This window comes from Faecalibacterium faecis, from assembly GCF_040096475.1.
Lineage (GTDB): Bacteria > Bacillota > Clostridia > Oscillospirales > Ruminococcaceae > Faecalibacterium > Faecalibacterium taiwanense.
Genome location: NZ_JBBMEP010000019.1, coordinates 1 through 13,426 on the forward strand (window position 1 = coordinate 1; position 13,426 = coordinate 13,426).

At 57.6% G+C, this 13,426-nt stretch carries 12 protein-coding genes and 1 tRNA gene; 4 read left to right on the forward strand and 9 right to left on the reverse strand.

All coding sequences use genetic code 11. From position 1 onward, the window contains the following. Positions 1–224: 224 nt before the first annotated feature. From WMO17_RS10135 to WMO17_RS10145, 3 genes are all read right to left on the reverse strand, one after another. The gene (locus tag WMO17_RS10135) at positions 225–476 is read right to left on the reverse strand and encodes a DUF6061 family protein (RefSeq protein WP_112122115.1); all 252 of its coding nucleotides are present in this window, start codon (positions 474–476) and stop codon (positions 225–227) included. Positions 477–629: 153 nt separating this feature from the next. Further along, a tRNA-Pro gene (locus WMO17_RS10140) sits at positions 630–705 on the reverse strand. An 86-nt stretch (positions 706–791) separates the two neighbouring features. Beyond that, entirely contained in the window at positions 792–1,676 is an 885-nt protein-coding gene (locus tag WMO17_RS10145; RefSeq protein WP_097781295.1) for a YitT family protein, read from the reverse strand. Positions 1,677–2,083: 407 nt separating this feature from the next. On the opposite strand from WMO17_RS10145, the gene WMO17_RS10150 reads away from it, so the two are divergent. The 3 genes from WMO17_RS10150 (at position 2,084) to WMO17_RS10160 (ending at position 5,693) form a co-directional block, all read left to right on the forward strand. Next, positions 2,084–3,742, forward strand: coding sequence for a glutamine--tRNA ligase/YqeY domain fusion protein (locus WMO17_RS10150; RefSeq protein WP_005942643.1), 1,659 nt, complete (start codon positions 2,084–2,086; stop codon positions 3,740–3,742). 36 nt (positions 3,743–3,778) lie between these two features. Continuing rightward, positions 3,779–4,165: an FMN-binding protein gene (locus WMO17_RS10155; protein WP_154259546.1), complete on the forward strand. Its 387-nt coding sequence runs from the start codon at positions 3,779–3,781 to the stop codon at positions 4,163–4,165. Between the two features lie 76 nt (positions 4,166–4,241). Continuing rightward, complete coding sequence (locus WMO17_RS10160; protein ID WP_349138004.1) at positions 4,242–5,693, forward strand: aminoacyl-histidine dipeptidase; 1,452 nt, start codon at positions 4,242–4,244, stop codon at positions 5,691–5,693. A gap of 191 nt (positions 5,694–5,884) precedes the next feature. Here WMO17_RS10160 and WMO17_RS10165 read toward each other — a convergent pair whose 3' ends face one another. Continuing rightward, positions 5,885–6,982 carry a dipeptide epimerase gene (locus WMO17_RS10165; protein ID WP_337679198.1) on the reverse strand — a complete coding sequence of 366 codons (1,098 nt, stop codon included), beginning with the start codon at positions 6,980–6,982 and terminating at the stop codon, positions 5,885–5,887. Between the two features lie 133 nt (positions 6,983–7,115). On the opposite strand from WMO17_RS10165, the gene WMO17_RS10170 reads away from it, so the two are divergent. Further along, entirely contained in the window at positions 7,116–8,279 is a 1,164-nt protein-coding gene (locus WMO17_RS10170; RefSeq protein ID WP_298638682.1) for a DUF819 family protein, read from the forward strand. 63 nt (positions 8,280–8,342) lie between these two features. On the opposite strand, the gene WMO17_RS10175 is transcribed toward WMO17_RS10170, so the two are convergent. From WMO17_RS10175 to WMO17_RS10195, 5 genes are all read right to left on the reverse strand, one after another. Beyond that, the gene (locus tag WMO17_RS10175) at positions 8,343–9,056 is read right to left on the reverse strand and encodes an ABC transporter ATP-binding protein (RefSeq protein WP_005942657.1); all 714 of its coding nucleotides are present in this window, start codon (positions 9,054–9,056) and stop codon (positions 8,343–8,345) included. A 3-nt stretch (positions 9,057–9,059) separates the two neighbouring features. Further along, entirely contained in the window at positions 9,060–9,899 is an 840-nt protein-coding gene (locus WMO17_RS10180; protein ID WP_097774466.1) for an ABC transporter ATP-binding protein, read from the reverse strand. Further along, on the reverse strand, positions 9,892–10,917 hold the full coding sequence (locus tag WMO17_RS10185; RefSeq protein WP_097774467.1) for a branched-chain amino acid ABC transporter permease: 1,026 nt from the start codon (positions 10,915–10,917) through the stop codon (positions 9,892–9,894). Before WMO17_RS10185 ends, WMO17_RS10180 begins: the two co-directional genes overlap by 8 nt. Positions 10,918–10,930: 13 nt before the next feature. Next, positions 10,931–11,809, reverse strand: coding sequence for a branched-chain amino acid ABC transporter permease (locus WMO17_RS10190; RefSeq protein WP_349138005.1), 879 nt, complete (start codon positions 11,807–11,809; stop codon positions 10,931–10,933). A 171-nt stretch (positions 11,810–11,980) separates the two neighbouring features. Continuing rightward, positions 11,981–13,198, reverse strand: coding sequence for an ABC transporter substrate-binding protein (locus WMO17_RS10195; RefSeq protein ID WP_097781300.1), 1,218 nt, complete (start codon positions 13,196–13,198; stop codon positions 11,981–11,983). Between the last annotated feature and the right edge of the window lie 228 nt (positions 13,199–13,426).

Sequence of the window (13,426 nt, forward strand, 5' to 3'; positions counted from 1 at the left end):
AGCACATCCATATTAAGTATGATGGGCTGGGGTATATCCCTCTGGATGAACTGGAAGCAAAAGAAAAGGCGTGACCGAAGTCACGCCAAATCTGCCCCATTGCGGGAACTTTTGCAAATACTGTTTTATGGGAACTCTGCTACGGGGAACGCCCTGTTGTACATATCGTTGTCGTAGGTGGATTTTTCAGGGTGCGTCCGGGTGGGCGCACCCTGTTTTTACGTTTAGTCCTCTAGTCCGTGACTACCAGCCGCATTCTTCAGATACTCCTCTGGCTCACCGTTCAGAATCAACTCAGCATACGCCAGCGGGTCATTATAGATGAGGTAGTCCAATTCAGTCCGCTGTGCCATAGTGACATCCAGTGCATCCTCGACCCCGGTGCAGTTGATGGAAATTTTTCTCCCATCCCGGAGCAGCAGCTCCACACAGCCGGTGTCCATGTTAAAATGACAGGCTCTTGCATCGTACTTCATAATCGTGTCCTCCTGAAATCACTGTCTGGCTTGTATCGGTCAATCTATGATTTCGGATTTCGTCTTCTGTCGGAAACCGCTATTGAGCTTTCCGAAGAAAACAAATAATCCGAACCCATCTCCTATTGGAAATAAGTTCGGATTATTTTTGTCTGGTCGGAGTGGCGAGACTCGAACTCGCGGCCTCCTGCTCCCAAAGCAGGCGCGCTACCAACTGCGCAACACCCCGGCATCCGGCGGCACTGCTGCACCGCCGGAATATAGTATATCGTTTTTGGAGCGGTTCGTCAATAGCGGCGTGGCCCTGCCGTGCCTTTAATTAAAGGAGCGGAAGCCCTTGCCGATGATCTCACTGGAATTGACGATGGTGATAAAGCTCCGGGGGTCGTTCTCCCGCAGGAAGTTGCGCAGCTGCAGGGCCTGACGGCGGGTCAGCACCGTCACCAGCACGCTCAGCTCGTGGTGGGTGTAAGCGCCGTAAGCCTTTTCCACGGTAGCGGAACGGTTCATTTCCTTGATGATGAAGTCCAGAATGGGCTGCGGGTTGGACGTCACGATGGTGCACACCTTGCGCAGGCGGATGTTCTCGATGGCACCGTCCACCACAAAGCTCTTGCCGATCAGACCAAGGATGCAGTAAAGGCCGGTGCCCATGCCGAACCGCCATGCCGCCGCCAGCACGATGAGGATATCGCTGGCCATCAGGGCTTTGCCGATCTCCATAGAGGTATATTTTGCCAGAATCAGGGCCACAATATCCGTACCGCCGGTGGATGCACCGATGTCGAACACGATCGCCGCACCCAGAGCCGGCAGGAACACGGCGAACACCAGATCCAGCATGGCATCGCCGCTCATGGAAACGTTGACGGGATAGAGCCACTCGCACACCGACACAAAAAAGGACAGCGCAAAGGAAGAATAGATCGTCCAGCCCATGGTCTTGATGCCCAGAAAGACGAAGCCCAGCACCACCAGAATCAGGTTGATGATCCACATAAAGCCGCCCACGTTGATCTTAGGGAACAGGTCTGCCAGCAGAATGGACAGGCCCGAGGTGCCGCCAAATGCAAAATGATTGGGATTTTTAAAGTAAACGATGCCGACCGCCGTCAGGATCAGGCCGAGATTCAGCTCACCGAAGAAATTTAAATTCTTCAGCATATTTTTCCTGCTGAACGCTTCTTTTAAACTGTTCATGGGGTTCCTCCTATTTTAAACACGGCAAAATGCGCTGTATGCCATGCAAAAATATACTCTCCTTGCACGGCGGTGTCAAGGGATAGGGAAAAAGTTGTGGAAAACAACATGAATTGGGGATTTTTCGGATGGGAGAACTCCTTCAGTCAAAGCCTGACGGCTTTGCCAGCTCCCTCGGGGAGGGAGCCTTTGGCAAAGAGGAAAAGCTTTACCGTACTGCCAAGGGCCCCATCTCTGAGGGGGCTGTCACCGAAGGTGACTGGAGGAGTTAAGCTCCCCCTCTCGGGGGAGCTGGCGAGCGTATGCGAGACTGAGAGGGTTTTCTCTTGAAGAAATCGGCAGAATAGTGTATTATATAGTATTATGGAATATATAGGCACTTTGTGCCTTTGACAGGGGGAAAACATATGGCAGATAAAAACTTTCTGACCGACATCATCGACGCTGATCTGGCCGAGGGCAAGATCAGCGAGATCCATACCCGCTTCCCGCCCGAGCCCAACGGCTACCTGCACATCGGCAGTGCCAAGGCCATCTACATCAACTGGTCCATTGCAAACCAGTACGGCGGTAAGTTCAACCTGCGTCTGGACGACACCAACCCTGCCCGCGAGGGTGAGGAGTACGTGAACAGCATCATCGAGGATCTGCACTGGCTGGGTGCCGACCCCAACGGCGGCATCTTCTACGGCAGCGACTACTTTGATAAATGCTACGAGTATGCCGAAAAGCTCATCATGGAGGGCAAGGCCTACGTGGACGACCTGACCCGCGACGAAATGCGCGAGTACCGCGGTGCCGATGCCGGCAAGCCTTCCCGTCCCTCTCCGTGGCGCGACCGCACCCCGGAAGAGAATCTTGACCTGTTCCGCCGGATGCGTGCCGGTGAGTTCCAGGAGGGCGAAAAGACCCTGCGTGCCAAGATCGATCTGGCCAGCCCCAACATGAACATGCGTGACCCGGCTATCTACCGCATCAAGTACGCCGAGCATCACCGTCAGGGCAGCAAGTGGTGCATCTACCCGATGTACGACTTCGCACACCCCATTCAGGATGCCATTGAGGGCATCACCCACAGCATGTGCAGTCTGGAGTTCGAGAACCACCGTCCGCTGTACAACTGGGTCATCGAGAACATTTTCGGCACTGCCTTCCCCAAGCAGCGTGAGTTTGCACGCCTGAACATGACCAACACCGTCATGAGCAAGCGCTATCTGCGTGAGCTGGTGGAAATGGGCATTGTGGACGGCTGGGACGACCCCCGTATGCCCACCCTGTGCGGCCTGCGCCGCCGCGGCTACACCCCCACCTCCATCTTCACCTTCGTGCGGGAGGCCGGTATTTCTAAATCCGACAACCTGATCGACATGCGCCAGCTGGAAGCCTGCATCCGCAGCGAGCTGGACCTGACCGCTCAGCGCCGCATTGCCGTGCTGGACCCCGTAAAGCTGATCGTAGACAACTACCCGGAGGACAAGACCGAGTACTTTGATGTAGCCAACAACCCCAACCGCGAAGCCAACGATACCACCACCCGCAAGGTGGCCTTTACCAAAGAGCTGTGGATCGAGAATGAGGACTTTGCCGAGGTGCCGCCTCCCAAGTTCAAGCGCCTGACCATTGGCGGTGAGGTGCGTCTGATGGGCGCTTACATCGTCAAGTGCACCGGCGTGGAGAAGAATGCCGACGGCAGCATTGCCGCCATCCACTGCACCGCCGACCTTGAGACGGGCAACGGCAATCCCGCCGACGGCCGCAAGGTCAAGGGCACCATCCATTGGGTGAGTGCCGCCCATGCTGTGGATGCCGAGGTGCGCCTGTACGACAAGCTGTTCACCGAGGCCAACATGAACGCCATCCCCGAGGGCAGCGATTACAAGGACTACCTGAACCCGGAAAGCGTTGTTGTGTGCAAGGGCTGCAAGCTGGAAGAAAGCCTGAAGGACGCAAAGCCCGGTGAGAAGTTCCAGTTCGTGCGCACCGGCTTCTTTACGCCGGACTCCAAGAACCCCGGCGTTTACAACCGCGTCGTCACCCTGCGCGACAGTTTCAAACCCGCAAAGTAAAAATATATCACGTCAAAAGGGAGCATTTGATCTTTTATGAAGAAACTCACCCGGAATGTTATCATCATGGCTGTTGTCACTGTCATTATGGCAGTTGTGCTCGGCCTGTACATCAAGTACACCGGCACTGTGCCCGCTGCCGACAACGCCGCCAGCCTGACGGATGGCATCTATACGTCCAGCGCTCAGGGCTGCCTGAGTGATGTGACCGTGACCGTCACCGTCACCGGCGGCCGGGTGACCGGTGTGGAGATCGATGCATCCGGCGAGACTCCCGAACTGGGCGGAATCGCTGCTGAAACTCTGGCAGACCAGCTGACCAAGGCTGGTTCCACCAGCGGTGTGGACGCTGTTGCCGGTGCTACCATGACCAGCGACGCTGTGTTCACCGCCATGGACGACTGCCTGAGTCAGGCAGAGTAAAGACCCGAAAGACCGGCATGGTTCACAGCTTTGCCGGTCTTTTTTCTTAAAATACAGCACAAGGAGAGGGAACATTATGGGCGTATTATCCAATCTGGAACCAGCTTCGGTTTTTTATTACTTTGAGGAGATCTGCAGCATTCCGCACACCTCCCACCACGAAAAGGCACTGAGCGACTACTGCGTGCAGTTCGCCAAGGCCCACGGCCTTGCCTGCCGTCAGGACGAGATGGGCAATGTGCTCATCAAGGCACCGGCCACACCCGGATACGAGAAGGAGCCGGGCCTGATCCTGCAGGGCCATCTGGACATGGTGGGCGACAAGACCGCCGACTGCCCGCTGGATCTTGAGAAGGATGCCATCCACCCGGTCGTAGACGGCGGCTATGTGTGCGCCGAGGGCACGACCCTTGGCGGCGACGACGGCATTGCCGTGGCCTATGCGCTGGCTGTTCTGGATGCAAAGGACATTCCCCACCCTGCGCTGGAGGTCGTGCTGACCGTCTGCGAGGAGGTGGGCCTGCTGGGTGCGTCTGCCATGGATTTTTCCGACCTTGAGGGCCGCCTGCTCCTCAACATCGACTCCGAGGAAGAAGGCGTGCTCACCGCAGGCTGTGCGGGCGGACGCCGCGTCGAGTGCCATCTGCCCATCACCCGTGCGGCTGTGACCGGCACCGCCGTGAAGGCGGACATCGCGGGACTTGTGGGAGGGCACTCCGGCACCGAGATTCACAAAGGCCGCGCCAACGCCATCGCTCTGCTGGGGCGCTGGCTGACACTGCTGACCGAAAATGGCGTGGACTACGCCGCTCTGGCACTGTCCGGCGGCGCAAAGGAGAATGTCATTCCCAAAGAAAGCAGCATCACGCTGGTGCTGCCCGCAGGCATCACCGAGGGCGTGCACACTGCTGCCGCTCAGTTCGCCGCACAGGTGCAGGCCGAATATGGCACGGCAGACCCCGCCATCTGCCTGCAGCTCACGGAACAGGGCTGCGGCGCGTTCAGCGCATTAGATGCCGATTCCACCCAGCGCCTGCGCAAGGCCCTGCTGCTGATGCCATGGGGCGTGCAGGCCATGAGCATGGATGTGCCGGGCCTTGTGGAGACCTCGCTGAATCTGGGCGTTGCCGAGATGGACGAGCAGGAAGCCATTCTGCGCTTCTCCCTGCGCAGCTCGGTGCCCTCGGCGAAGGAGCTGCTGAGCTGCAAACTGCAGACCCTGACCGAGCTGCTGGGCGGCAGCGTGCGGTTCCACGGCGACTATCCCGCTTGGACCTACGCCCGCAAAAGCGCCCTGCGCGACCGCTGCGTTGCTGTGTACGAGGCACAGTACGGTGCAAAGCCCCAGATCGTTGCCATTCATGCGGGCCTGGAATGCGGTATCCTCTCGGGCAAGATCGACGGGCTGGACTGCATCTCCTTTGGCCCGAACCTGCTGCATGTCCACACCCCCAATGAGCGCGCCGACATTGCATCGGTGGCCCGTGTGTGGGAATACCTGAAGACTATTCTGGCTTACAAAGCATAACGGCCCAAAACACAAAACGGCACCTGCGGAATTGGCAGGTGCCGTTTTTGCATAACTCCCTCAGGCACGGCTCACGCCGCGCCGGAGGCTCCCTCAATGAGGGAGCCTCCGGCGAAAAGATAAAGTTTTCCGCTCGGCCAAAGCCTCCCTCCTTGAGGGAGGTGGCATTGCGAAGCAATGACGGAAGGAGTTTAGTCCAGATACTTGATCTTGCCCGGCTCAATGCCCTTGATGCCAAGGCCCGGCTCGTTGGAAACCGTGATCTCCTTTTCGTTGAACACTGCACCGCCGAGGATGGGGTCCTCACTGCACAGCACGGGGCCGTCCAGATCCACGCGGGTGATGATCTGCTTTGCGCAGGCCAGATGCACGGCGGCATTCACGCTGATCTTGGCTTCCAGCATACAGCCGATCATGCACTCCACGCCGTACACCTCGGCAGCGGATGCGATCTTGAGGGCGTTGTACAGGCCGCCGCACTTCATCAGCTTGATGTTCACGAGGTCTGCGGCTCCCATCTGCATGATGGTCAGTGCGTCCTGCGGGGAGAACACGCTCTCGTCGGCCAGCACCGGCACATAGGAGCGCTCGGTAACATACTTCAGGCCTTCAAAATCGTGGGCCTTGACCGGCTGCTCCACGAATTCGAGATCAAGGCCCTTCTCCTGCATTCCGTTCAGGATGCGCACGGCTTCCTTAGGAGTCCAGCCCTGATTTGCGTCGATGCGGATGCAGGTCTCCTTGGGCACAGCACCGCGGATGGCGCTCAGGCGTGCGATATCCTTTTCCGGCTCCTTGCCCACCTTGACCTTCAGGCAGTCGTAGCCGCGGTCGATGGCGTTCAGGGCATCGCGCACCATCTCTTCGGGGTCGTTGACGCTGATGGTGATGTCGGTGACGATGGACTTCTTTGCGCCGCCCATCAGCTTGTACACAGGGATTTTGTACAGCTGGCCGTACAGATCCCACAGGGCCATATCCACAGCAGCCTTGGCGCTGGTGTTCTTCTGGATGCAGGCATTCAGTGCGATCATCAGGTCTTCAAAGTCGTCCACATCGCGGCCGATGATGGTCTTTGCGATATGGTCGCGGATGGCACCGATGATGGCACCGGTGGTGTCGCCGGTGATCACACCGGTGGGAGGTGCCTCACCATAACCCACAGCGCCGGTGTCGGTGTGGATCTCTACGATCACATCCTCCACGCTGCTGACCGAGCGCAGAGCCGTCTTAAAAGGCACGCGCAGCGGCACGGAGATCAGACCGAGACGTACTTCCGTGATTTTCATGCAAAAACCTACCCCTTTCGATAAAAAAATATTGCCAGATTATGAAATCTATGGTAGTATTGTATACGAAATTGTCGATATTGTAAAGACAATTGTCCGCAAAAATTGCACAAAAAGAAAGGGGATTGGGTTCATGATCACAAACGGTTTCACCTACATCGCCGTGCTGGTGTTCATTGCCGCACTGCTGGTGTGGCTGCAACGCTACACGAAGTCGAAATTCTTCGACTATGCACCACCTATCGTTCTGCTGTACCTCATTACCATGATTCTCTGCACGCTGGGTGCATGGGACATGGAGGCCACCAAGCCTGCCTACTCCGTGCTGAAAAACAACCTGCTGTATGCAATGATCTTCCTGATGCTGCTGCGCTGCGACATCCGCAAGATCATCAAGCTGGGTCCCAAGATGCTGGGCGGCTTCTTTGCCGCTTCCGTCTCCATCTCGCTGGCCTTCATTGCCACCTTCGCCATCATGAAGGGGCCCCTTGGCTCCGAAGCATGGAAGGCACTGGGCGCTCTGTGCGGCAGCTGGATGGGCGGCTCCGGCAACATGGTCGCCGTGCAGGCTGCGCTGGACATCGGCGAAGCTGACATGGCCTACGCACTGGTGGTGGACTCCATCGACTACTCCATCTGGGTCATGTTCCTGCTGTGGGCCATCAACCTTGCTCCCAAGTTCAACAAGTGGGTCAAGGCCGACACCACCACGCTGGATGAAGTGTCCCGCCGTCTGGAAGAGGACGCAAAGGGCAACGAGGACAAGGCCAGCTTTGTCAACCTGATCTTCCTGCTGGGTCTGGCTCTGGTGATCTCCGCCTTCGGTCAGGACATCGGCGCAGCCCTGAACGGCGCAATGCCCTTCCTGGACAAGGCCACCTGGACCGTCCTGCTCATCACGCTGTCCGGCCTGATCGGCGCTGTCACCCCCGTGGGCCGCATGGCAGGCAGCACCGAGCTGTCCAACCTGCTGCTGTACTCCGTGGTGGCATTGCTTGCCTCCCGCGCAAGCTTCCTGGAGCTGACCGATGCACCCGCATGGATCCTGGCGGGCTTTATGATCCTGGCCATCCACGGCATCATTCTGGTGCTGCTGGCAAAGATCTTCCATCTGGATATGTTCACCTGCGGTGTTGCATCTCTGGCAAACATCGGCGGTTCCGCATCCGCTCCCATTCTGGCTGGTGCCTACAGCGGCGCTCTGGTGCCTGTTGGCGTTCTGATGGCTCTGATGGGCTACGTCATTGGCACGGCAGGCGGCCTGATTACCGCAAATATCATGGCTCTGCTGGCATAACAAATACTGCAAAAAAGGGGCTGTTGCATGTGCAACAGCCCCTTTTCTTATACGATTTTTTGCTTAGCCGCCCAGATATGCGCTGCGCACGCGCTCGTTGGTCAGCAGTTCAGCACCGGTGCCCTCCATGACCACACGGCCCGTCTCAAGGACGTAGGCACGGTCTGCCACGGAAAGAGCCATCTGTGCGTTCTGCTCCACCAGCAGGATGGTCATGCCTTCCTTGTGCACGTTCTGGATGATGTCGAAGATCTCCTGCACCAGCAGCGGCGAAAGGCCCATGGAAGGCTCGTCCAGCATCAGCATGGAAGCGTTGCTCATCAGTGCACGGCCCATAGCCAGCATCTGCTGCTCGCCGCCGGACATGGTACCGGCCAGCTGCTTGCGGCGCTCCTTCAGGCGGGGGAACAGCTCAAACACCTTTTCCTTGTTGGGTGCAATGGTGGAAGCAGGCTGGGTGTATGCACCCATGTCCAGATTTTCTTCCACGGTCATGTGCAGGAACACATGGCGGCCTTCCGGCACATGGGCAAGGCCTGCTTCCACGATCTTGTGGGCGCGCATGCCCTTGATGCTGCTGCCCTTGTACAGGATGTCGCCGGTCTTGGGCTTCAGCAGGCCGGAAATGGTCTTCAGGGTGGTGGATTTGCCAGCACCGTTGGCACCGATCAGGGTGACGATCTCGCCCTGATCCACCTCGAAGGAGATGTCCTTGACGGCGTGGATGTTGCCGTAATAGACGTTGATGTTATCAACTTTCAGTAACGTATCAGCCATGGCTTAGCCCTCCTTCTTGCCCAGATAGGCTTCGATGACCTGCGGGTTGTTGCGGATCTCATCCGGCGTGCCCTTGGCGATGATGCGGCCGAAGTTCAGCACGGCAATGCCCTCGCAGATGCCCATGACCAGGCTCATATCATGCTCGATCAGCAGCACGGCGATGTTGAACTCGTCGCGGATGCGGCGGATGGTCTCGGTTAGTTCTGCAGTCTCAGAGGGATTCATACCGGCAGCAGGCTCGTCCAGCAGCAGCAGCTTCGGGCTGGTGGCCAGTGCACGCATGATCTCCAGACGGCGCTGTGCGCCGTAGGGCAGGCTGCCTGCCTGCACATTGGCGAGGTCTGCCATGTGGAAGATATCCAGCAGCTCCAGAGCACGTTCGGTGCACTTCTTCTCTTCCTTCCAGTAGTTGGGCAGGCGGATCAGCGAAGATGCCAGATTGTACTTCATGGACTCGTGCAGGCCCACCTTGATGTTATCGATGACGCTCAGTTCCTTGAACAGGCGGATGTTCTGGAAGGTACGGGCCACGCCCATGCGGTTGACCTGATAGGTCTTTTTGCCGGCGGTGGGCATACCATCGATCAGGATGGAGCCGCGGGTGGGCTGGTAGACGTTGGTCAGCAGGTTGAACACGGTGGTCTTACCGGCACCGTTGGGGCCGATCAGACCGGTGATCTCGTTGCGGCCGATCATCAGGTTGAAGCCATCCACGGCGGTCAGACCGCCGAAGTCGATGCCCAGCTCACGCACGTCCAGAATGGGCTTTTTGTCCATGTCGCGGTCGGTCAAAAAGCCGCCGGAGGGCACACTGTGCAGCTTAGTCTGGTATTCACTCATGGTCTTTGCCCTCCTTTGCTTTCTTCTGGAACAGTTCGCCGTTCATGATCTTTTCCACAATGCGGCTCATGGAGAAGTCGTAGCTGCCAAGCAGGCCGCCCGGACGGAAGATCATCATGAGGACCAGCACCAGCGAGTAGACTACCATGCGGTAGCTGTCAAAGCTGCGGGTCGCCTCGGGCAGGATGGTAAGCACGGTCGCGGACAGGATAGAGCCCAGCATGGAGCCCATGCCGCCCAGAACCACCATGACCAGAATTTCGATGGACTTCATGAAGCCGAAGGTGGAGGGGTCCAGAACGCCCAGATAGCAGGCGTACAGGCCGCCGGCCAGACCGGCAAAGGCGGCGGAGAATGCAAAGGCCATGACCTTATAATAAGTAGTCTGGATGCCGCAGCTTTCGGCAGCAATCTCGTTATCGCGGATGGCCAGCACGGCACGGCCGTGGCGGCTCTTCATCATGGCGTGGATGGCAAAGCAGGTAATGACCACGCAGATGAACACATTGGCGAAGTTGGAATACTTGGGGATGTTCTTCAGGCCCTTGGCACCGTAGAACAGCTTGAAGCCCAGCACATCATCGATGTTGTTCAGGGTGATGCGGATGATCTCGCCAAAGCCCAGCGTCAGGATGGCCAGATAATCACCGGTCAGGCGCAGAGCAGGAATGCCGATCAGCACGCCGAACAGGCCCGCCACGATGCAGGCCAGCACCAGACCCACGACAAAAGCGACACCGGAGGGCAGATTGCTGTATTTCGTGAACAGGGCACAGGTGTAAGCACCCACGGCCATGAAACCGGCATGGCCCAGCGGCAGCTGGCCCAGATAACCGGTGGCAACGTTCAGCGAGACAGCCAGAATGATGTTGATGCCCACGGTGAGAAGCACCTTGTTCTGGTAGGTGGACAGCACGTTCTGGGTGAGGAAGGACAGGCCCACGAACAGCAGAGCCACCAGCACGGCGTTCATCAGGTAGCGCACGGGCATTTTGAGCGTTTTGCGTTTGGTATTCATCTTCATGCCCTCCTTACACCTTTTCCTGAACCTTGCGGCCAAGGAAGCCGGTGGGCTTGACCAGCAGCACGATGATCAGGATCGCAAACGTGACGGCATCCTTCCATGCGGAAAGGCCGATGGCGGAAACAAAGCACTCGCACAGGCCGATGGCGATGCCGCCGATCATGGCACCGGGAATGGAGCCGATGCCGCCCAGAACGGCTGCAACGAAGGCCTTCAGGCCCAGCATGGAGCCCATGGTGGGGGTCGCCTGCGGGTAGCTGCAGCAGTACAGCACCGAGCCGATACCGGCCAGTGCGGAGCCCACCGCAAAGGTAAAGGAAATGGTGCTGTTGACGTTAATGCCCATCAGACGGGCAGCGTCCATATCCTCAGACACGGCACGCATGGCCTTGCCGAGCTTGGTCTTCTGCACAAGGAAGGTGAGCGCCAGCATGGACAGCACCGTGACCAGCAGGGTGATGACAGAGGTGAGGCCCAGCGGCACAGAGCCGATGTGGAAGGTCTGGTTGGTGTAGTAGGCCGGAATGACCTTTGCACCGGAACCAAGGATCAGCTCTGCAGTGTACTCCAGGAAGAAGGACACGCCGATTGCCGTGATCAGCAGGGAGATACGGGGTGCGTTGCGCAGCGGGGTGTAGGCGATCTTCTCGATCACAACGCCCAGCAGCGTGCAGGTGATGATGGTGGCGCATACAGCAGTGACCGGGCCAAGGCCCAGCTGATTCATCACGAACCAGGACATGTACGCACCAACCATAATGACATCGCCATGGGCAAAGTTCAGCAGCAGGATGATGCCGTACACCATGCTGTAACCCAGTGCGATCAGTGCATAGATGCTGCCAAGGGACAAGCCGTTGATCAGCTGGCTAAAAAACACTGTCATGGACTGATACTTCCTTTCTTTGCGGCGTTTGCACGCCTTTTGGGGAATGCACTTTTTTACCAAAAAAGCGGAGACGGCCGAGCAAAACCTGTTCCGGCGGTCTCCGCAATGGGTCTTTTATTTCTGAGTGCTGCCTTTATGCCGCACACCGGTGCGCAGAATCAAAGCAGATCAGAACATTTCCTTCAGAACGGGGGTTGCACCGTCGAAGCACAGGATAGCGGTCTGCTTGACGGGGTTGTGGTGCTCATCGAAGGTGAAGGTGCCGGTGATGCCATCGATGGTGCCGCCTGCGATAGCATCGATGACGGCCTGCTTATAGTCGTCATCACCGGCGGCCAGACCGGCATCCTCAGCAGCCTGAATGCCGTAGACGACGGTCATGGCAGCATCGTAGCCCAGAGGAGCGAAGCCGTTGGGGTACTCCTCACCGTACTCAGCCTTGTAGGCATCCTCAAAGTCGGGGTTGGAGCCCTTTGCGTAGTTTGCGCAGAAGTAGGCATCCTTCAGCTGGTCGGCAGTTGCGTAGCCTTCCAGACCATCCCAGCCGTCGCCGCCCAGGAAGGGAACTGCCAGACCGATGCTCTCAGCCTGAGCCAGGATCTGACCGACTTCCTGATAGTAGTTGGGGCAGAACACCACTTCGGGAGCCTTGCCCAGAATGGTGGTCAGCTGGGTCTTGTAGTCCACATCGCCCTCAGAGTAGGTCTCCTGATCGACGATGGTGCCGCCCAGGCTCTCGAACTCGTTGACGAAGTTCTCTGCCAGACCCTCGTTGTAGTCAGCGCCCTTCTGGAAGATGACGGCTGCCTTGGTGTAGCCCAACCGCTGGTAAGCGTAGTCAGCCATCTTGATGCCCTGGAACGGGTCGGTGAAGGTTGCGCGGAACACATTCTCGTTCACGGTGTCGGTCTCGGCATCGTAGGTGACAGCCTCAGCGGTAGCGGAAGCGGTGACCATGGGCATGTTGTAGTCTGCGCTCTCGGCAGCAAGTGCCAGAGTCGGGGTGGTGGTAACATCGCCCACCAGAGCGGTGATGCCCTGATCGCACATCTTGGTGAAGCAGGTAACAGCCTGAGTTGCATCGCCCTGCTCATCCATGGCGATGATCTCCAGCTGCTTGCCGTTGATGCCGCCCTTTTCGTTGACCTGCTTCAGGTACAGGGTAGCGCCGTTGACAACGGCCTGACCGTAAACGGAAACATCACCGGTCAGAGGTCCAAGAACGCCCACCTTGATTGTGTCGCCGGAAGCAGCGGCACCAGAAGCTGCGGTAGAGGCGGAAGCAGCAGTGCTGTTGGAAGAACCGCCGCATGCAGTCAGAACGCCGGCTGCAGCAACAACACCTGCAGCGGCCAAGAAATTACGACGAGAAATCATCTTTTTCATAGTGAATATCCTCCTTAGGAGCATTCGTGCTTCAGTATAAAAACGGAAGCAAGGCCCTCTTTCCCTCAAAGCGACCTTGCTTCGTTATCAATATTATAGACCTGTGAGCCAAAATCCGCAATTCACAAACCGTCCATACTTTCAGGGGCATTTTGTGGACTTTGTTGCCAAAATAGCCAAAAGCAGTGGGTCTGTTTTGTGCACTATTTCAATTGCTTCATTTTGTTT